Origin of the sequence: Microbacterium sp. RU1D (genome assembly GCF_900156435.1) — a bacterium.
In the GTDB taxonomy this organism is placed as follows: domain Bacteria; phylum Actinomycetota; class Actinomycetes; order Actinomycetales; family Microbacteriaceae; genus Microbacterium.
Genome location: NZ_FTPQ01000002.1, coordinates 147,502 through 166,528 on the forward strand (window position 1 = coordinate 147,502; position 19,027 = coordinate 166,528).

The 19,027-nt window shown below is 71.7% G+C and carries 16 protein-coding genes; all 16 read right to left on the bottom strand.

The window, feature by feature from the left end; translation table 11 throughout:
• Positions 1 to 34: 34 nt before the first annotated feature.
• The 16 genes from B0B15_RS09405 to B0B15_RS09480 all read right to left on the bottom strand — a co-directional run bounded on the left by B0B15_RS09405 (position 35) and on the right by B0B15_RS09480 (position 18,932).
• On the bottom strand, positions 35 to 298 hold the full coding sequence (locus tag B0B15_RS09405; protein ID WP_076675494.1) for a phosphoribosyl-ATP diphosphatase: 264 nt from the start codon (positions 296 to 298) through the stop codon (positions 35 to 37).
• Positions 299 to 475: 177 nt separating this feature from the next.
• Positions 476 to 1,147, bottom strand: coding sequence for a ribulose-phosphate 3-epimerase (rpe, locus tag B0B15_RS09410; RefSeq protein ID WP_076675496.1), 672 nt, complete (start codon positions 1,145 to 1,147; stop codon positions 476 to 478).
• Between the two features lie 189 nt (positions 1,148 to 1,336).
• Positions 1,337 to 2,707, bottom strand: coding sequence for an RsmB/NOP family class I SAM-dependent RNA methyltransferase (locus B0B15_RS09415; RefSeq protein WP_076675498.1), 1,371 nt, complete (start codon positions 2,705 to 2,707; stop codon positions 1,337 to 1,339).
• The gene (gene fmt / locus B0B15_RS09420; protein WP_076675499.1) at positions 2,704 to 3,621 is read right to left on the bottom strand and encodes a methionyl-tRNA formyltransferase; all 918 of its coding nucleotides are present in this window, start codon (positions 3,619 to 3,621) and stop codon (positions 2,704 to 2,706) included. The genes B0B15_RS09415 and fmt overlap by 4 nt, the downstream gene beginning before the upstream one ends.
• Before the next feature lie 46 nt (positions 3,622 to 3,667).
• On the bottom strand, positions 3,668 to 5,650 hold the full coding sequence (locus tag B0B15_RS09425; protein WP_076675501.1) for a primosomal protein N' family DNA-binding protein: 1,983 nt from the start codon (positions 5,648 to 5,650) through the stop codon (positions 3,668 to 3,670).
• Between the two features lie 106 nt (positions 5,651 to 5,756).
• Positions 5,757 to 6,950 (bottom strand): methionine adenosyltransferase, encoded by a 1,194-nt coding sequence (gene metK, locus B0B15_RS09430; RefSeq protein ID WP_076675503.1) that lies wholly within the window; start codon positions 6,948 to 6,950, stop codon positions 5,757 to 5,759.
• Between the two features lie 93 nt (positions 6,951 to 7,043).
• Positions 7,044 to 7,298, bottom strand: coding sequence for a DNA-directed RNA polymerase subunit omega (gene rpoZ / locus B0B15_RS09435; RefSeq protein WP_055837405.1), 255 nt, complete (start codon positions 7,296 to 7,298; stop codon positions 7,044 to 7,046).
• Between the two features lie 229 nt (positions 7,299 to 7,527).
• A complete protein-coding gene (gene gmk, locus B0B15_RS09440) occupies positions 7,528 to 8,433 on the bottom strand; it encodes a guanylate kinase (protein WP_076675504.1) in 906 nt (301 codons plus the stop codon).
• A complete protein-coding gene (pyrF, locus tag B0B15_RS09445; RefSeq protein WP_076675506.1) occupies positions 8,426 to 9,286 on the bottom strand; it encodes an orotidine-5'-phosphate decarboxylase in 861 nt (286 codons plus the stop codon). The genes gmk and pyrF overlap by 8 nt, the downstream gene beginning before the upstream one ends.
• A complete protein-coding gene (gene carB / locus B0B15_RS09450) occupies positions 9,283 to 12,570 on the bottom strand; it encodes a carbamoyl-phosphate synthase large subunit (protein WP_076675507.1) in 3,288 nt (1,095 codons plus the stop codon). The genes pyrF and carB overlap by 4 nt, the downstream gene beginning before the upstream one ends.
• A complete protein-coding gene (gene carA / locus B0B15_RS09455) occupies positions 12,563 to 13,735 on the bottom strand; it encodes a glutamine-hydrolyzing carbamoyl-phosphate synthase small subunit (protein ID WP_076675509.1) in 1,173 nt (390 codons plus the stop codon). Before carA ends, carB begins: the two co-directional genes overlap by 8 nt.
• Entirely contained in the window at positions 13,732 to 14,232 is a 501-nt protein-coding gene (locus tag B0B15_RS09460; RefSeq protein WP_076675511.1) for a PH-like domain-containing protein, read from the bottom strand. Before B0B15_RS09460 ends, carA begins: the two co-directional genes overlap by 4 nt.
• On the bottom strand, positions 14,229 to 15,551 hold the full coding sequence (locus B0B15_RS09465) for a dihydroorotase (RefSeq protein ID WP_076675512.1): 1,323 nt from the start codon (positions 15,549 to 15,551) through the stop codon (positions 14,229 to 14,231). The genes B0B15_RS09460 and B0B15_RS09465 overlap by 4 nt, the downstream gene beginning before the upstream one ends.
• Positions 15,548 to 16,516, bottom strand: coding sequence for an aspartate carbamoyltransferase catalytic subunit (locus B0B15_RS09470; protein ID WP_076675514.1), 969 nt, complete (start codon positions 16,514 to 16,516; stop codon positions 15,548 to 15,550). Before B0B15_RS09470 ends, B0B15_RS09465 begins: the two co-directional genes overlap by 4 nt.
• On the bottom strand, positions 16,513 to 17,043 hold the full coding sequence (pyrR, locus tag B0B15_RS09475) for a bifunctional pyr operon transcriptional regulator/uracil phosphoribosyltransferase PyrR (protein ID WP_076675516.1): 531 nt from the start codon (positions 17,041 to 17,043) through the stop codon (positions 16,513 to 16,515). The genes B0B15_RS09470 and pyrR overlap by 4 nt, the downstream gene beginning before the upstream one ends.
• 290 nt (positions 17,044 to 17,333) lie before the next feature.
• A complete protein-coding gene (locus B0B15_RS09480) occupies positions 17,334 to 18,932 on the bottom strand; it encodes an MBL fold metallo-hydrolase (RefSeq protein WP_076675517.1) in 1,599 nt (532 codons plus the stop codon).
• Between the last annotated feature and the right edge of the window lie 95 nt (positions 18,933 to 19,027).

Here is a 19,027-nt window from a genome sequence, read left to right on the forward strand (position 1 = left end):
CGTGGGTCGTGGGGTCGGGAAGGGAGAGCGCTGCTCAGAGATGTCGGTAGACGTCCTGGAGCGACAGGCCCTTCGCGAGCATGAGCGTCTGGAGGTGGTAGAGCAGCTGCGAGATCTCCTCGGCCGCGGCCTCGTCGGACTCGTACTCGGCGGCCATCCACACCTCGGCGGCCTCTTCGACGATCTTCTTGCCGATCGCGTGCACCCCGGCATCCAACTGAGCCACGGTGCCGGAGCCCTCGGGTCGCTCGACGGCCTTGGCGCTGAGTTCCGCGAACAGGTCGTCGAAGGTCTTCACGCTTCCAGGGTATCGGGTCGCAGGGGGTGGGGTTGTCGCCGGGCGCAGCCGACCGTGCCCGGCTTCGATACGCCGTTCCGTGCGAGACACGCGGCGAGACGGCGTTTCTCGGCGGAAAGGGCGTTTATCGCGGAGAGGTCGGCGGCGTGGGGACGCCGCGGGCGTGGCAGCGGTGCGTCAGTGGCGGTGGCGGGCGGCGGAGGCGCGCAGCGATTGGATCGCGCGGTCGGGGTCGTCGGCTCCGAACACGGCGGACCCCGCGACGAACGTGTCGGCCCCGGCCTCGGCGGCCTGGGCGATGGTGGACTCGCCGATGCCGCCGTCGACCTGCAGCCAGACGCTCGATCCGCGGCGCTTCGCCTCCTCGGCGAGGGCGCGGAGCTTGGGCATCGTCTCGGGCATGAACGACTGTCCGCCGAAGCCCGGCTCGACGGTCATGACGAGGATCTGATCGAACTCGTTGAGCGAGTCGAAGAGGTTCTCCACGGGCGTGCCCGGCTTGACCGCGACACCCGCACGCGCCCCGATCGCGCGGAGTTGACGGGCCAGGGCGACCGGGGACGCCGCGGCCTCGAGGTGGAAGGTGACGGATGCCGCGCCGAGCTCGGCGTAGGCCGGCGCCCAGCGATCCGGATCGTCGATCATCAGGTGCACGTCCAGCGGCACGGGGCTCGTCTCCTGGATGCGGCCGACCATCTGCGGCCCGAACGTCAGGTTCGGCACGAAGTGGTTGTCCATGACGTCGACGTGCACGAAGTCGGCTCCCGCGATGCGGGCGAGCTCGGCCTCCATGTTCACGAAGTCGGCGGCCAGGATGCTCGGGTTGATGCGCGGGGCGTCGGTAGGCACCCGACCATTATGTGCGCGCGGAGCGGACGCGCCGGTTGCGGTGGCGACGTGCTGCGACGCTCGGGCGGAGATCTTCTGCAGAAACGCGATCCGTGCGCAGAAACGCGCTGAGGGGCCGTTTACGCGCACGGATGGCGTTCATGGATGCCTACGGCCGACGCGCGGGCCGGGCGCGGACGAGCTGGCCCGTCAGCGCTTTCGGAGCAGGGCGATCGACATGGCATCCGTTCCGTGGCGGTGCGGCCACAGCTGCGCGCGGAGCGAGCCGTCGGCCTGCGCGGGGAGGTCGATGTCGTCGACCGCGACCTCGCGCACGACGGCGCGGGCGTCGAGCTCCTCCACCGCGTCGCCGAGCGCCCGCGCGACCTCGGCCAGCACGCCGGAGGTCTCGGCCAGGTGCGGGGAGCACGTGACGTAGGCCAGCACGCCGCCCGGCTTCAGCGCCTCGAAGGCCGCGAGCACGAGCTCGCGCTGCAGGTCGGTGAGGTCGGGCACGTCGGCCGGCGTCTTGCGCCAGCGCGCCTCGGGCCGGCGTCGCAGGGCCCCGATCCCGGTGCAGGGGGCGTCGACGAGGATGCGGTCGTACTCCCCCGCGGCGCGGGCCGCGCGCTCGCGCCCGTCCTCCTCGCTCACCTCGACCTCGAGGGGGACGGATGCCACGGCCTGCCGCACGAGTCCCGCTCGCGCCGGCGCGATCTCGTTGGCATCCAGCCGGGCGCCGTGGGCGAGGGCCTCCGCGGCCAGCAGCGCGGTCTTGCCGCCGGGGCCGGCGCAGAGGTCCAGCCACCGCTCCCCCTCGCGCACCGGAAGCGCCCGGCTGAGCGCCAGGGCGGCCAGCTGCGAGCCCTCGTCCTGCACGCGCACGCGGCCGTCCGTCTCGCGGATGAGGTGCTCGGGATCGCCCCCGCGCGTGGTGAACGCGGTCGGCGCGAAGCGCGCGGGAGTCGCGTCGTCGGGGACCTCGGCGAGTCCTGGAAGAGCGATCATCGCTACGCGCGGAGCGACGTTGTCGGCCTCGAGCAGGCCGGGAAGCTCGTCGGCGCGGCCTTCCGCGGTGAGGGCGCGCCGCAGCGCCCGCACGATCCACACCGGGTGCGAGGTCGTCAGACCGATGCGCTCGTCGTCGCTGCGCGCCCCCGCGGCGACGCGCTCCATCCAGTGCCCCGGGTTGTCGCGCGACACGCGGCGCAGCACGGCGTTGGCGAACCCGGCCGCCCCGCGTCCGCCGCCGTGGCGTCGGGCGAGCTCGACCGATTCATTGACCGCCGCGTGCGATGCGACGCGTGTGGACAGCAGCTGGTGCACGCCGAGCCGCAGCGCATCGAGCACCGCGGGGTCGATGCGGTCGACCGTGCGGTCGGCGGCGATCGCGATGATCGCGTCGTACGTGCCGCGACGGCGGAGCGTGCCGTAGGTCAATTCGGTCGCGAGGCCCGCGTCCTTGGCATCCAGCCCCTGCCGGGCGATGGCGTGCGGCAGCAGGAGGTTGGCGTAGGCCTCGTCGCCCGAGACGGCGCGCAGCACCTCGTAGGCCGCGGCGCGCGCTCCCTGCACGCTCATGCGCCGAGCACCGGCTGGTCGGTGCGCAGGCCCCGGAACCAGTCGCTCGCGTTCATCGCGCCCTTGCCCGCCGGCTGCACGGTCTCGAGCCGCAGCGGCGAGGTGCCCGTGCCGACGAGGACCTCCTTGCCGGATGCCGCGACCCGGCCGGGCGGGAGGGGCGGCGCCTCCGACGCCGAGGCACGCAGCACCTTGAACCGCGCGCCGTCGAACGTCGTGTGGGCACCGGGTTCGGGGGTGGCGCCCGCGATCTGGTGCAGGAGCGAAACCGCGTCGCGGGTGAGGTCGAGGGCGCCGTCCTCGAGGGTGAGCTTCGGGGCGAGGGTGGGCTCGCCCTCCTGCGGGACGGCGACGGCGGTGCCGTCGGCGATCGCGTCGACGATTCGCGCGAGCAGAGGGGCGCCGATCTCGGCGAGGGCGTCCAGCACGTCGGCGGACGTCGACCCCGTCGGGATCTCGTAGCGCTCCTCGGCGAAGACGTCGCCGGCGTCGAGCGCGGCGACGAGCTGGAACACGCTCGCTCCCGTTACGGCATCGCCCGCGATGAGCGCGCGCTGCACGGGCGCGGCACCGCGCCAGCGCGGGAGCAGCGAGAAGTGCAGGTTGATCCAGCCGCGGTCGGGCAGCGAGAGCAGGGGTTCGCGCACCAGACCGCCGTAGGCGACGATCACGCCGAGCTGCGGCTGGAGCGTGGCGATGCGGGCCGTGGCATCGGCGTCGAGGCGGTCGGCCTTGATGACGGGCAGGCCGAGCTTTTCGGCGGTTTGGGCCACCGGCGACGGGGTGAGCACGCGCTTGCGCCCGAGCGGGGCGTCGCCGCGCGTGACGACGGCGGCGATCTCGTGCGGACCGGATGCCAGGGCGCGGAGCGACGGGACGGCGACGGCGGGGGTGCCGGCGAAGACGAGGCGCATGGTTCTCCTCAGACTCTCGGAAGCGGGCGGGCGGGTGACGGCGCGCTCAGAGGTCGGGCTCGGGGATGTCGAGGCGGACTCTGAGCGTACTGCGCGGGCGGGGGCCGCGATCCTTGCGGGACTTTCGCGCGCGCAGGGCATCGGCGATGACCCCGGCGCGCAGCGCCTCCGCGACCGCGCGCCCGCGGGCGTAGTCGAAGCGCACCAGGGCCCGGGCCGTCGCGGTGTCGGGGTCGGTCGAGGTGTCGACCGGACCGAGGATGGCGAGGGCGTCGAGATCCGGCACCGTCTCGCGCAGGGAGGTCAGGAGCGTGTCGACGCTCCGGGCGTGTCCGTCGACGCTCGCGACGCGGACCGCCGGCGGCATCCGGAGCGGTGCACGGTCGGCCAACTCGGCGCGGGCGTAGGCGGGCTGCGTCCAGGTCGCGAGCGCCCGCGCGACCGGACCGGCCACGCCGACGAGGTGGACGGGCGCTCCGGGGGCGGCCAGCGCCGCGGCGTTCGACCACCAGCGAAGACAGTGCTCGCCGATGCGCAGCGCCTCGTTCTGCAGCATGCGGTCGCCGTCGAGCAGAATCACGGCGCGGTAGCCGCCGCGCGCGAGCGGCTCGGCGCCGCGCGTGGCGATGACCAGGGCCGGGGCGGCGTCCACCTCGGCGACCGGGTGCGCACCGTCGGCGACGATGACGCGCGTGTTCGGGAAGGCGCGGCCGAGCTCGTCGGCCGTGCGCTCGCTGCCCGAGGAGGCCATCCGCAGCTTCGCCGAGGCGCAGTGACCGCACGACCACGCGTGGGCGCTGCGGCCGCACCAGGCGCACACGGGCACGGCCCCCGGGCGGGCGGCCCGGAGGGGACCCGCGCAGTGCTGACACCGCGCCGGGCGGCGGCAGTCCGCGCACACGAGCGACGGCGCGTAGCCCGGGCGCGCGACCTGCACGAGCACCGGACCGTGCTGCAAAGCCTCCCTCGCGGCGGCGAAGGCCGACGACGGCACGCGCGACTGGCGCTGCTCGCCCTCGCGCGTCGCGCTGAGCACGACGCGCGGGCTGGGCCGCCGCGCCTGCGGCACCTCGCGCACATAGCCGACGTCGACGAGCCGCTGTACGTCGGTCGTGCGCGTGTGCCCGGCGAAGACGAGCGCCGAGTGCTCCAGCTCCTGCCGCACGAGAGCGGCGTCGCGCGCGTGCACGCCCGGCGAGAGCGGTTCGGCGAGGAGCGAGTCGCCGTCGTCCCACAGCGCGACCAGTCCCGTGTCGTGCGCGGGCGCGTACACCGCCGAGCGGCGCCCGACGACGATGCAGGGGACGGGGGCCAGGGTGCGCAGGTACTGCCCGTAGCGGGCGGGGCCGGACTGGTCGGCGTCGTCGCGCACGATCGCCTCCGCCGGCACGAGCTCGGTCAGGGCCGCCAGCAGCTGCGCCTGATCACGGTAATCGGGCACGACCAGCACGGCGCTCCGGCCGCGCGCCAACGTGCGGGTGGCCGCGGCGGCGAGGAGGTCGGCCCAGGCACCACGGGGCAGCTCGGCATGCGGGTGCGGTGGGGCGTCGACCGCCAGACGCTCTCCCGCGTCGAGGGCGGCGCCGAGGCCGGGGTAGGCGCCGAGGACCGCGTCGGCGTGGTCACGAGCCGCCGGCACGACGTCGGGCGTCTCGGGAGCGGGGGCCGCGGCCCAGGCCTTCTCGGCGCGCACCATGCGCTTCGGGACGGCCAAGCGCAGGATGTCGCTGACCGAACCCGCCGCGCGATCGGCGACGCGTCGAGCGAGCGTGTACAGCCGCGCCGGCAGCACGGGGGTCGTCGACACCACCGCCTCGACGGACGACAGTGGTCGTTCGGTGCCGTCGTCGGCCGTGACCTCGACGACGAAGGCCTCCATCATGCGTCCGGCCGACCGGAGGGGCACCTTGACCCGCACCCCCGGCGCCACGTCGGCGACCAGGGGATGCGGGATGGCGTAGTCGAACAGGCGGTCGAGCTGCGGTACGGGGGATTCGAGTTGCACGCGCGCGACGCGGCGCTCGCTCACGAGTGCGCGTCCTCGCGGCCGACACCCTCAGCCGGGAGGTCGTCGCCGCGCGAGCGCCTCCCGCAGGCACCCCCGACGCGGGCGGGGCGCACTCCCCCACCCACCGTCAGAGACCGGCGGCCGCGCGCAGCTCGTCGACGCGGTCGGTGCGCTCCCACGTGAAGCCGGGCAGCTCGCGGCCGAAGTGGCCGTACGTCGCGGTCTGCGCGTAGATCGGGCGAAGGAGGTCGAGCTGCTCGACGATCGCCGCCGGACGCAGATCGAACACTTCGCGGATCGCCCGCACGATGACGTCGTCGGCGACGTGCGCCGTGCCGAAGGACTCCACGTACAGACCGACGGGGTTCGCCTTGCCGATCGCGTACGCGACCTGCACCTCGAGGCGGTCGGCGAGGCCCGCCGCCACGGCGTTCTTGGCGACCCAGCGCATCGCGTAGGCGGCCGAGCGGTCGACCTTGGACGGGTCTTTGCCGCTGAAGGCGCCACCGCCATGGCGCGAAGCGCCACCGTAGGTGTCGATGATGATCTTGCGTCCGGTGAGCCCGGCATCGCCCTTGGGCCCGCCGATGACGAAGGGGCCCGCGGGGTTGATGTAGTACTTCACGTCGGGCAGCGCGAGGCCCGTCTCGGCCAGCACCGGATCGATGACCGCGGCCTGCACCTCGGCGCGCAGGTCTTCCTGCGAGATGTCGGGGTGATGCTGCGTCGAGAGCACGACCGAGTCGACGGTGCGGGGGGTGAAGCCGTCGTACCCGAGGGTCACCTGTGTCTTGCCGTCGGGGCGCAGGAACGGCAGCGAGCCGTCTTTGCGGACGGATGCCAGACGCTCGGCGACGCGGTGGGCGGTCCACGCGGCCATCGGCATGAGCTGGGGGGTCTCGTTCGTCGCGAAGCCGAACATGATGCCCTGGTCGCCCGCGCCCTGCAGGTCGCGCGGGTCGACGGAGCCGCGCTCGCGCTGCTCGAAGGCCTTGTTGACGCCGGCGGCGATGTCGGACGACTGCGCGCCGATCGACACGCTCACGCCGCACGACTCGCCGTCGAAGCCGGTGTCGCTCGAGGTGTAGCCGATGCGGTTGACCACGTCGCGCACGATCGCGGGGATCTCGACGTAGGCGCTGGTCGACACCTCGCCCGCGACGTGGACGAGGCCCGTGGTGACGAGGGTCTCGACGGCCACGCGCCCGGTGGGGTCGTCGGTGAGGATCGCATCGAGGATGCTGTCGGAGATCTGGTCGCAGATCTTGTCGGGGTGTCCTTCGGTGACGGACTCGGACGTGAACAGGCGCAGGTCGGTCAAGACGACTCCGGGGTGGTTGCGAGCGGGGAACGGGCACAAGTATGCCCCGGGTGGCGCCAGGCCGCCCGGGGCAACGTCACATCTGTGAACAGATCACTCGGCGGCGCGAAGGCGCAGCTTGTCCTCGTGGATCTCGTGCAGAGCGATGGTCAGCGGCTTGTCCTCGACGGTGGAGTCGACGAGCGGGCCGACGTTGTCGAAGAGGTTGCCCTCGTGCAGGTCGGAGTAGTAGTCGTTGATCTGACGCGCACGCTTGGACGCGTAGATGACGAGCTGGTACTTCGAGTCGACCTTGTCGAGCAGAGCGTCGATGGGCGGGTCGATGATGCCCTTGTCACGTCCGGCCATGGGGAACCTCCTGGTTCGGCGGATGGGGTGGATGCGGCGCTGGAGCGCCGAAGCATCCTCCTATTCTAGCCGACGCCCGCGCGGCCTGTGCCGAGGGGTGTCGGGTGGTTCGGCTCAGCCGGGTTCGGGGCGCGTTCTTCCGTTCGGGGCGCGAGATCACGCGCCCCACACCGAAAATCGCGCCCCGAACCCGTCGGCGGCGCGCCACGAGGCGCCGGACACTCGCGGGTCAGTGCTGAGCGGACGCCAGGGCCACGACCTGGGCGGCGGCGTGCGCCACCTCGTCGTTGACCACGCGGTAGTCGAACTCGTTCTGCGCCGCGAGCTCGACGCGGGCGGTGCGCAGGCGTCGGGCGCGCTCCTCGGCATCCTCGGTCCCGCGTCCCACGAGGCGCTGGACGAGCTCGTCCCAGCTGGGTGGCAGGAGGAACACGAGCGTGGCCGAGGGGTCGGCCGCGCGGACCTGACGTGCACCTTGCAGGTCGATCTCGAGCAGGGCCGTGCCGCCGTCCGCGAGGACGCGCTCGATGGGACCGCGCGGGGTGCCGTAGCGGTGCTTGTTGTGCACGACGGCCCACTCCAGCAGCTCCCCCGACGCGACCAGGCGGTCGAACTCGGCGTCGTCGACGAAGTAGTAGTGCTCGCCCTCGACCTCACCCGGGCGCGGAGCGCGCGTGGTCGCCGACACCGACAGGTGGATCTCGGGGTAGTTCTCCTTGATGTGCGCGGCGACCGTGCCCTTGCCGACGGCCGTGGGCCCGGCCAGCACGATGAGGCGGCTGCGCCCGTCGCGCGGCCCCGGCTCGGGCCAGCGCGCGTCGAGGAAGGCCCGCAGAGCATCGCGCTGGCGGGTGCCGAGGCCCCCGAGGCGCTTCACCGGCGAGATGCCGAGGGATGCCAGGATGCGGTCGCGCTTGCTCTCGCCGATCGCCGGAATCGCGGTGAGGAACTCCGTGACGCGCATCGCGCCCGCCGGCGACAGCGGGTCGGCGAGCCCCCGGCGCAGCAGCTCCTGCGGCGAGATCACGCGCGTGGAGACGTCGCGCTTGAGCGCGGCGCGCTCGCGCCGGGCCTCGACGGCGCGGCGCGAGGCGGCGGCACGGTCGACCTCGGGCGGACGACGGGTTTCAGCCATGCAGGGACTCCCGGTAGAGCGCGGCGCGCTCGTCGATACGGGCGGCCAGGCGCTCGGGCCCGACCGCGAGGATGCTCCGGCTCTCGTTCGCGACGACGGCCGAGGCCACGTACCCGAAGAGGCGGGCGAGGTCGGACGGCGCAGCACCCTGCGCACCGAACCCCGGCGCGAGGATCGGCATGCCCGCGAGGGCCATGTCGCCGAGACCGAAGGCCGCGCGGTCGACGGTGGCCCCCACGACGACGCCGACGGGGCCGAGAGCACCCGGGGCGCCGACGTTGGCCTCGTTGACGTCGCGAGCGACGCGCGCCGCCACGTGCTCGTGGTCGCCGATGGCGAGGGCGTCGTCGACGATCGCGCTCTGGAGCGCACGCGCCTCCGGGTTGCTCGTCGCGGTGAGGACGAACGCCCCCTTGCCGTGGCGCACCGCGAGCGACAGCGTGTCGCGCAGAGAGTCGGCGCCCATGTACGGCGACAGGGTCACGGCATCCGCTTCGAGGGGCGAACCGGGCTCGAGCCAGGCGTGGGCGTACCCCTCCATGGTCGTGCCGATGTCGCCGCGCTTGGCGTCGGCGATCACGAGGAGCCCCGCGTCGCGTGCGGCGGCCATCACGTCCTCCAGGGCGGCGAAGCCGCGCGAGCCGTAGCGCTCGTAGAACGCCACCTGCGGCTTGACCACGCCGACCCGCCCCTGGGCCGCCTCGACCGTGCGCAGGCCGAACTCCCGCGCGCCCTCGGCCGTGGCATCCAGCCCCCACGCCGACAGGAGTGCGGCGTGGGGGTCGATGCCGACGCACAGGGCGCCGTGCAGGTCCAGGGCGGCGTGGAGTCGCTGACCGAACGTGTCGCTCACAGGCGTCCCGCGCGGTCGGTGGCGTGCTCCTGGAGGCTGCGGACCGCGAAGCCGTCCTTCATGGCGCCGAGGGCGCTCACCGCGGCGCCGAGGACGGCCATCGTGGTGAACAGCGCCTTGTCGGCGGCCACGGCCGCGGCGCGGATCTCGTAGCCGTCGGCGCGCGCGGTGCCGCCGGAGGGCGTGTTGACGATCATGTCGATCTCGCCGGCGTTGATCAGGTCGACCACGTTCTGCTGGCCGGAGCCCTGCGTCTCGGAGTACTTCTCGACGACCTTCACCCGGATGCCATTGCGCGCGAGGATCTCGGCGGTGCCCTCGGTCGCGAGCAGAGAGAAGCCGAGCTCCTGCAGGCGGTGGGCCGGCAGGATCACGGCGCGCTTGTCGGCGTCGGCGACCGAGATGAACACGGTGCCCGAGGTCGGCATGCCGCCGTACGCGGCCTCCTGCGACTTCGCGAACGCGGTCGGGAAGTCGCGGTCGAGGCCCATGACCTCGCCGGTGGAGCGCATCTCGGGTCCGAGGACGCTGTCGACGGTGTGGCCGTCGGCGGTGCGGAACCGCTTGAACGGCAGCACGGCCTCCTTCACGGCGACGGGGGCGTCGAGCGGCACCCGGGAGCCGTCCTGCGCGGGCAGCAGCCCCTCGGTGATCAGCTCCGCGATCGTGCTGCCGGCCATGATGCGGCTGGCGGCCTTCGCGAGCGGGATGCCGAGCGCCTTCGACACGAAGGGGACCGTGCGACTGGCGCGCGGGTTCGCCTCGATGACGTAGAGGACGCCTGCCGAGATCGCGAACTGCACGTTGAGCAGGCCGCGGACGCCCACGCCCTTCGCGATCGCGAGGGTGGCCTCGCGCACGCGGTCGACCTCGGTGCGGCCGAGGCTCACCGGGGGCAGGGTGCAGGAGGAGTCTCCGGAGTGGATGCCGGCCTCCTCGAGGTGCTCCATCACGCCGCCGATGTACAGGTCGGTGCCGTCGTAGAGCGCGTCGACGTCGAGCTCGATCGCGTCATCGAGGAAGCGGTCGACGAGCAGCGGCAGGCCCGGGCCGATGATCGCCTGGTCGGCCACGCGCACGAAGTAGTCGCGCAGCGCCTCGGTCGAGTAGACGATCTCCATGCCGCGGCCGCCGAGCACGAAGCTCGGACGCACGAGCACGGGGTAGCCGATCTCTTCGGCCACGGTGACCGCGCCCTCGACATCGATCGCAGTGCCGTTGCGCGGCGCGATGAGACCGGCGTCATCGAGCAGGCGCGAGAACAGCTCGCGCTCCTCGGCGAGGTCGATCGCCTCGGGGCTCGTGCCGAGGATCGTGTAGCCCGCGGCCTCGATGCCCTTCGCCAGGCCCAGCGGCGTCTGGCCGCCGAGCTGGCAGACCACGCCGAGGATGGTGCCCGACTGGCTCTCGGCGTGCAGCACCTCGAGCACGTCCTCGAGCGTCAGCGGCTCGAAGTACAGGCGGTCGGAGGTGTCGTAGTCGGTCGACACGGTCTCGGGGTTGCAGTTGACCATGACGGTCTCGTAGCCGGCATCCGAGAGGGCGAAGGAGGCGTGCACGCACGAGTAATCGAACTCGACGCCCTGACCGATGCGGTTAGGGCCCGAGCCGATGATGACGACCTTGGTGCGCTCGGAGGGGCTGACCTCGGTCTCGGCGTCGTACGAGGAGTAGTGGTACGGCGTGAGGGCCGGGAACTCCCCCGCGCACGTGTCGACGGTCTTGTAGACCGGGCGCACGTCGAGCGCGTACCGGGCCTCGCGAACGGCGGCCTCGTCGAGGCCGCGGATCTCGGCGATCTGGGCGTCGCTGAAGCCGTGCTCCTTCGCGACGCGGAGGGTGTCGGCATCCAGTTCCGCGGCCTCGCCGATGAAGGTGGCGACCTCGTTGATGAGCACCATCTGGTCGATGAACCACGGGTCGATCGCCGTCGCCTCGAACGCCTGCTCGGGCGTCGCCCCCTTGCGCAGCGCCTGCTGCAGCACGACGATGCGGCCGTCGGTCGGGGTCTTCGCGATCTCGAGCAGCTCCTCCACCGAGCGCGACTCCTCGCCCCAGTGGAAGCTCGAGCCGCGCTTCTCCAGGGACCGCAGCGCCTTCTGCAGAGCGGTGGTGTAGTTGCGACCGATCGCCATGGCCTCGCCCACCGACTTCATGGTGGTGGTGAGGGTGGTGTCGGCGGCCGGGAACTTCTCGAAGTTGAAGCGCGGCACCTTCACCACGACGTAGTCGAGCGTGGGCTCGAAGCTCGCCGGGGTGACCTTGGTGATGTCGTTCGGGATCTCGTCGAGGCGGTAGCCGATCGCGAGCTTCGCGGCGATCTTGGCGATCGGGAAGCCCGTGGCCTTCGACGCGAGCGCGCTCGACCGCGACACGCGCGGGTTCATCTCGATGACGATGATGCGGCCGGTCGCCGGGTCCACGGCGAACTGGATGTTGCAGCCACCGGTGTCGACGCCCACCGCGCGGATGATGTCGATGCCGATGTCGCGCAGGCGCTGGTACTCGCGGTCGGTCAGGGTGAGCGCGGGCGCCACGGTGATCGAGTCGCCCGTGTGCACACCGACCGGGTCGACGTTCTCGATCGAGCAGACGACCACCGTGTTGTCGGCGGTGTCGCGCATGAGCTCGAGCTCGTACTCCTTCCACCCGAGGATCGACTCCTCGAGCAGCACCTCGTTGGTGGGCGAGTCGTGCAGACCCGCGCCGCCGATGCGGCGGAGGTCGGCCTCGTCGTACGCGAAGCCCGACCCGAGACCCCCCATCGTGAACGAGGGGCGGACGACCAGCGGGTAGCCGAGCTTCTCGGCGCCGGCGAGCAGCTCGTCCATCGAATGGCAGATGACGGATGCCGCCACGTCGGCGCCCGCCTCGATGACGAGCTCCTTGAAGATCTGGCGGTCCTCGCCGCGGTTGATCGCGTCGAAGTCGGCGCCGATGAGCTCGACGTCGTACTTCTCCAGGATGCCGCGCTTGTGCAGCTGGATCGCCGCGTTCAGGGCCGTCTGTCCGCCGAGCGTGGGGAGCACGGCGTCCGGCTTCTCCTTCGCGATGATCGACTCGATCACCTCGGGGGTGATCGGCTCGATGTAGGTCGCGTCGGCGAAGTCGGGGTCGGTCATGATCGTCGCCGGGTTGGAGTTGACGAGGATGACGCGCACGCCCTCTTCGCGCAGCACGCGGCACGCCTGGGTGCCGGAGTAGTCGAACTCGCAGGCCTGGCCGATGACGATCGGGCCGGAGCCGATGACGAGGACGGAAGTGATGTCGTCGCGCTTAGGCATTGGTCTTGGTCTCCTGGTTCGCGATCACCATGTCGCGGAAGCGGTCGAACAGGTAGTTGGCGTCGTGCGGGCCCGAGGCGGCCTCGGGGTGGTACTGCACGCTGAACGCGGGGATGTCGAGGGCGCGCAGGCCCTCCACGACGTTGTCGTTCAGGCCGATGTGGCTCACCTCGACGCGGCCGAAGCCGTTCGGGCTGTCGACGACCTGGTCGAGGGGGGCGTCGACGGCGAAGCCGTGGTTCTGCGAGGTGATCTCGACGCGGCCGGTGGTCTTGTCGAGCACGGGCTGGTTGATGCCGCGGTGGCCGAACGGCAGCTTGTACGTGCCGAAGCCGAGGGCGCGGCCGAGCAGCTGGTTGCCGAAGCAGATGCCGAAGAACGGCAGGCCGTCGCTCAGCACTTCGCGCAGCAGCTCGACGTGCTGGTCGGATGCCGCGGGGTCGCCGGGGCCGTTGGAGTAGAACGCCGCGACCGGCTCGATGGCGCGGATCTCGTCGATCGTGGCCGACTGCGGGAAGACGTGCACGTCGAAGCCGCGGGCGGCGAGGTTGTCGATCGTCGACTTCTTCACGCCCAGGTCGAGCACGGCGAGGTTGCCGATGCGCTCGGTCGTGGCGCGGGTGACCTCGACCTCGGTCACCGAGACCTCGGCGGAGAGGTTGCGACCCGCCATGCCGGGTGCTTCGCGCACGCGGCGCAGCTGCTCGTCGGCATCCAGGCCGGCGGCCTCGCCCGAGAAGACGCCGCCGCGCATGCTGCCCGAGGAGCGGATGCGGCGGGTCACGGCGCGGGTGTCGATGCCGGAGATGCCCACGATGCCGTCCTCGACGAGCGCGTCGTCGAGTGAGCGGTTCGCGCGCCAGTTCGACACCGTGCGCGAGGGGTCGCGTACGACGTAGCCGGCGACCCAGATGCGCCGAGACTCGGGGTCTTCGTCGTTCACGCCGGTGTTGCCGATGTGGGGGGCGGTCTGCAGCACGATCTGGCCGGCGTACGAGGGGTCGGTGATCGTCTCCTGGTAGCCGGTCATGCCGGTGGCGAAGACGACCTCGCCGAGGGTCTCGCCGCGTGCGCCGTACGCGCGGCCGGTGTAACGGGTGCCGTCTTCGAGCACGAGGACGGCGGGTTCTCGCGTGGTGAGCGAGGAAGGGATCAGGGAGGTCATGCGTCGCTTCCTGTCGAGGTGAGGGGGCGGATGGCGTCGGCCAGTGCTTTGGCCGAGGCCTCCTGAGGGCGGAGGTAGGTGTCGACGATCGTGTCGTCGTCGATGCGCCAGCTGATGCGCGCGAGGCCGTCGCGCTCGACCACGCGGTCGATCGCGACGGTGGCCTGAGCGGCATCCACGAGGCGGTCGCGGGTGAGCGCGATGCGGGGCTGGCCCGGCAGGTCGAGGGCGACGCCGGCCGAGGTGACCGTGACGTCGACGCGGGAGCGGAAACCGAGACCCGAGATCGCGAGACGCTCGAGCGGCTCGTCGTGTCGGGTCGTGGCGACGTACAGCCCGGAGAACACCGCCGTCTCGACGGCGTCCGCGGGCAGCTCCCCCACCGGGGCGGAGTAGCGCGCATCGCGCCGCGTTCGTCGCCACCACGCGTACGCGAGGACCGCGAGAAGCACGACGGCGACGCCGACCATGACGAGCAGGGCGCCCTCGCGCGTCACGAGAGCATCCCGGGCGCCTCGAGCACGGCGCCGTCGACGACGGTCGGGATGCCGGCGCGCACGGTCCAGCGCACCTCGCCCGGCAGCTCACGGCCGAGGTAGGGCGAGTTGGTGCTGCGTCCGCGCAGGTCGTCGAGGCCGAAGGTGCGCTGCGGGCGCGGGTCGTAGAGCGTGAAGGTCGCCGGCTGCCCGGCCGCGACCGGGGTGCCGTGGCCGTCGAGGCGGCCGATGCGCGCCGGGGTCCTCGACATCACGCGGGCGACGTCGGTCCAGTCGAGCAGGCCGGTGTCGACCATGGCGTGGTGCACGACGCGCAGCGCGCTCTCGAGGCCCACCATGCCGTTGGCCGCGGCGGCCCACTCGCACGCCTTCGCTTCGGTCGGGTGCGGGGCGTGGTCGGTCGCGACGATGTCGATCGTGCCGTCGGCGAGGCCCTCGCGCACGGCCATCACGTCCTCCTCGCGGCGCAGCGGCGGGTTGACCTTGAACCGCGCGTCGTAGTCGCGCACGAGCTCATCGGTCAGCAGCAGGTGGTGCGGGGTGACCTCGGCGGTCACGTTCACGCCGCGCTTCTTGGCCCAGCGGATGATGTCGACCGAACCCGCGGTGCTCAGGTGGCACACGTGCAGGCGGGAGCCGACGTGCTCGGCCAGCAGGACGTCGCGCGCGATGATCGACTCCTCGGCCACGGCCGGCCAGCCGGTGAGACCGAGCTCGGCCGAGACGGCGCCCTCGTTCATCTGCGCGCCCTCGGTCAGGCGCGGATCCTGCGCGTGCTGCGCGATCACGCCGTCGAATGCCTTCACGTACTCCAGCGCCCGGCGCATGATGAGCGGGTCGAACACGCAGAAGCCGTCGTCGCTGAAGACGCGGACGCGGGCGCGGGAGTCCGCCATCGCGCCGAGCTCGGCGAGGCGCTCGCCCTTCTGCCCGACGGTGACGGCGCCGATCGGCTGCACGTGCACGTACCCGGCCGCCTCGCCCAGGGCGAGCTCCTGCTCGACGACGCCGGCGGTGTCGGCGACGGGAGAGGTGTTCGGCATCGCGAAGACGGTGGTGAACCCGCCCGCCGCGGCCGCGCGCGAGCCGGTGAGGATCGTCTCGGACGCCTCGTAGCCGGGTTCGCGCAGGTGCACGTGCAGATCGACGAGACCCGGAAGGGCGATGAGCCCGTCGGCGTCGACGACCGTGGCGCCGACGTGCGACAGACCGGAGCCGGTCTCGGCGATGACGCCGTCGCGCACGAGGAGGTCGGTGGCATCCTGACCTTCGACGCGCGCGCCGCGCACCAGAAGGGTCTGGGGGGTGGCGTGGCTCATCGGAGGTCCTCTCTCTCGCTGTCGGGCCGCTCGCCCGCCAGCAGCAGGTACAGCACGGCCATCCGCACGGAGACACCGTTCGTGACCTGCTCGAGCACCGTCGAGCGCGGGGAATCGGCGGCTTCGGCGGAGATCTCCAGGCCCCGGTTCATCGGACCGGGGTGTAGAACGATGCTACCGCCCGGGAGGGCCTGCAAGCGCCGCGCGTCGAGACCGTAGCGCCGGGAATACTCCCGTTCAGTCGGGAAATACGCGGCCGACATGCGCTCGAGCTGGATGCGGAGCATCATGAGCGCGTCGGGACCGGCCGCGATCGCGTGGTCGAGGTCGTAGTCCACCTCGACCGGCCATCCGCTGACGTCCTGCGGTACGAGCGTCGGCGGCGCGACCAGTGTGACGTGCGCACCGAGGGTGTGCAGCAGCCACACGTTCGAGCGCGCCACGCGCGAGTGCAGCACGTCGCCGACGATCGTGACCCGGATGCCGTCGAGGTCGCGGCCGCGGCTGGCGTCGCCGTGCAGGCGCTTGCGGATGGTGAAGGAGTCGAGCAGGGCCTGCGTGGGGTGCTCGTGCGTGCCGTCGCCGGCGTTGACCACGCCCGCGCTGATCCAGCCCGACGTTGCGAGGGTGCGCGGGGCGCCGGAGGCTCCGTGACGGATGACGACGGCATCCGCCCCCATCGCCTGGAGCGTCTGCGCGGTGTCCTGCAGTGATTCGCCCTTGCTGACGCTCGAGCCCTTCGCCGAGAAGTTGATGACGTCGGCGGACAGGCGCTTCGCGGCGGCCTCGAACGAGATGCGGGTGCGCGTGGAATCCTCGAAGAAGAGGTTGACCACGGTCTTGCCGCGCAGCGTCGGGAGCTTCTTCACCTCGCGGCGCTGGGTGTCGGCCATGTCTTCGGCGACGTCGAGGATCTCGAGGGCGTCGGCGCGCGAGAGATGCTGGGTGTCGAGGAGGTGCCTCATGACTCGATCGTCACCTCCTCGATGCCGTCGATCTCGGCGAGGCGCACGTTCACGCGCTCGTCGCGGGCGCTGGGGAGGTTCTTGCCCACGAAATCGGGGCGGATCGGGAGCTCCCGGTGGCCGCGGTCGATCAGCGTCGCGAGGCGCACGGCGGCGGGGCGTCCGATGTCCTGCAGGGCGTCGAGCGCGGCGCGGATGCTCCGGCCCGAGAACAGCACGTCGTCGATGAGCACGACGGTCTTGCCGTCGATGCCGCCGGCGGGGATCTCGGTCTTGCGCGGGGCCCGCGTGGGATTGCGGTGCAGATCGTCGCGGTACATCGTCACGTCGAGAGAGCCGACCGGGACGGAGGCGCCGCCGAACTCGCTGACGAGGGGGCCGATCCTGTTCGCGAGCGTGACGCCGCGGGTCGGGATGCCGAGGAGGACGAGTCCCTCCGGTCCCTTGTTGGACTCGAGGATCTCGTGCGAGATGCGCGTCAAAGCGCGGGCGATATCGGCATCGTGCATGACGGTGCGCGTATTCATCCGCCGCTCCCTTCTCCGCCTCACGGGACGGGGTTAAAGGTTGCTGTGGTTCGGGAGCCAGTCTAGCGGGTGCGGCGGGCCGTTTCCCGGGCGCCGCAGGGGGCCGCCGGCCGCTGCGGCGAGGACGCAGGATCTCGACGCTATAAACGCTCGCTGCACCGGGAAACGCATCGGCTGGCGTTTCTCGGTGCTCCGAGCGTTTATCGATCGACGGGCATCGGGCTGGGGCGGATGCCGACGGAGCGCGGCCGCGGGGCGGATGACGACGGCTGTGCCCCGGCGCGCGCGAATCAGCCCGCGGCGACCTCCGCGGACGCCCGCTCGGCCGCCGCACGCTCCCCGCTCGGGGTGGTGATGACCGGAGTCGAACGGATCGGATGCCCCGTCGTCGTCAGGCAGCGACCCGTCTCCAGGTCCCACTTCCAGTCGTGCAGCGAGCAGGTCAGCACGCCGTCCTCGATCTTGCCGGTCTTGGTCAGGTCGGCGCGCAGGTGCGGGCAGCGACGCTGCACCGTCCACCCGTCGATCTCGGCATCCTCGGTCTGATCCGACTGCTCGGCGTACCAGTTCTCGACGTACTCGATGCGGTCGCGCGACAGGCACTTCAGGAACGTCGTGAGGAACTCGTTGAACTTGCCGGAGCGGCCGACCTCGAACTGCATCGACAAGAAGATCGAGTTCGACCAGTCGATCTCGTGGTCCCGGATGTTCGTCGACACCAGGTCGGCGGGGATCGTGTACCAGTAGATGCACTCCTCGCCCGCGTACTCGCGCAGCTTCGCCTTGGGGAAGTCCACGACCATGTCGAGCTCGCCGATGCGGAAGCGCACCGCTCCCCCGACGCCGTTGCGGATGGTCCGGGCGCGACGCAGCAGCGGCTCCCACCATTCCTTCAGCGCGGCGAGCATCTCGGCAGGCGGGATGACCTCGGCGCGAGTGGCCTCTTCGGCGCGGATCTCGTCCTGGCGGCTGTCGCGCTGTTCAGCGAGGTAGTTCCACTTGTCGCCGAAGACGCGCTCGATCTCGGCGTCGGTGTAGAGCGTCTGCGTGACGGTGACGTCGGAGCCCTGCACCTCGACCTCGGTGCCCGGGAGGAACAGATAGCCCTTCTGCTCGGGGCGCTGATCCTTCATGTGCGCGAGGAACTCCCGCTGGTCGGTGAAGATCGAGTCGTTCTCGAGGCCCGTGCCGTTGTAGCGGAACAGTTCCTCGCGCAGGAACATGGGCGGACCCGCCATCGGGAAGACGTGCTCGGCGTCGACCTTGTCGATGTAGTACATCGCGCGCTTGTTCTGCGCGTCGCGCTTGAGCTGGGCGAAGTTCTGCTTGGCATCCTGGGGCAGGTCGTAGACCATCGGCCACCAGATCGCCCCCGACACCTGGGTGAAGTACGCGTCGGGCTTGCCGAAGTCGAACAGCTTCTCCAGGTCGAGCGGGTGCGAGTCGTTCTGGTTCAGGACGGATCCCGTGCCGTCGTCGAGCGAGAGCGATGAGTCGCCGATCGGGCCGTCGGAGGGGGCGCGCAGTGGCGTGACCATGAGCTTCAGGTCGCCGAACTGCAGGGGCACGCCCGCCTCGGTGCGCACGAGGTTCGTGTAGCCGAGGGCGAGGAGGTCCTGCTCGAGGTCGTCGGTGGGGTACTCGGGCAGGAGCACCTTGATGTCTTTCGGGACGTATCGCTCGAGCAGCGCCGGGTCGAAATGGTCGCGGTGGCGGTGCGAGATGTACAGGAAGTCGGCCTTGCCGAAACGCTCCCAGTCGAGGGCGCGGTTGTCGGGGAACGGGAACCACGAGCCGAAGAAGCTCGGACCGAGGACGGGGTCGCAGATGATGCTGCCGCCGCGCGTCTCGATGAACATTCCCGCGTGGCCGAGGCCGGTGATCTTCATGCCGCTCCTGTGTCGTTGGCGAACCCGACGAGTCTACGCGGGGCTCCGGCAAGAGGCCTGAGAGCGGTGAGGGTGTCGGGGTCTGGATGCCCGCT

Coding starts and splice junctions, on each gene's coding strand:
- B0B15_RS09415 (WP_076675498.1), bottom strand. CDS start 2,707: ATGAGCGTGCAGGGAGCGCGCGCCGCGGCCTACGAGGTGCTGCGCGCC.
- fmt (WP_076675499.1), bottom strand. CDS start 3,621: ATGCGCCTCGTCTTCGCCGGCACCCCCGCCGTCGCCGTCCCGTCGCTC.
- rpoZ (WP_055837405.1), bottom strand. CDS start 7,298: ATGGCCGGACGTGACAAGGGCATCATCGACCCGCCCATCGACGCTCTG.
- gmk (WP_076675504.1), bottom strand. CDS start 8,433: ATGGCTGAAACCCGTCGTCCGCCCGAGGTCGACCGTGCCGCCGCCTCG.
- carB (WP_076675507.1), bottom strand. CDS start 12,570: ATGCCTAAGCGCGACGACATCACTTCCGTCCTCGTCATCGGCTCCGGC.
- carA (WP_076675509.1), bottom strand. CDS start 13,735: ATGACCTCCCTGATCCCTTCCTCGCTCACCACGCGAGAACCCGCCGTC.
- B0B15_RS09465 (WP_076675512.1), bottom strand. CDS start 15,551: ATGAGCCACGCCACCCCCCAGACCCTTCTGGTGCGCGGCGCGCGCGTC.
- B0B15_RS09470 (WP_076675514.1), bottom strand. CDS start 16,516: ATGAGGCACCTCCTCGACACCCAGCATCTCTCGCGCGCCGACGCCCTC.
- pyrR (WP_076675516.1), bottom strand. CDS start 17,043: ATGAATACGCGCACCGTCATGCACGATGCCGATATCGCCCGCGCTTTG.
- B0B15_RS09480 (WP_076675517.1), bottom strand. CDS start 18,932: ATGAAGATCACCGGCCTCGGCCACGCGGGAATGTTCATCGAGACGCGC.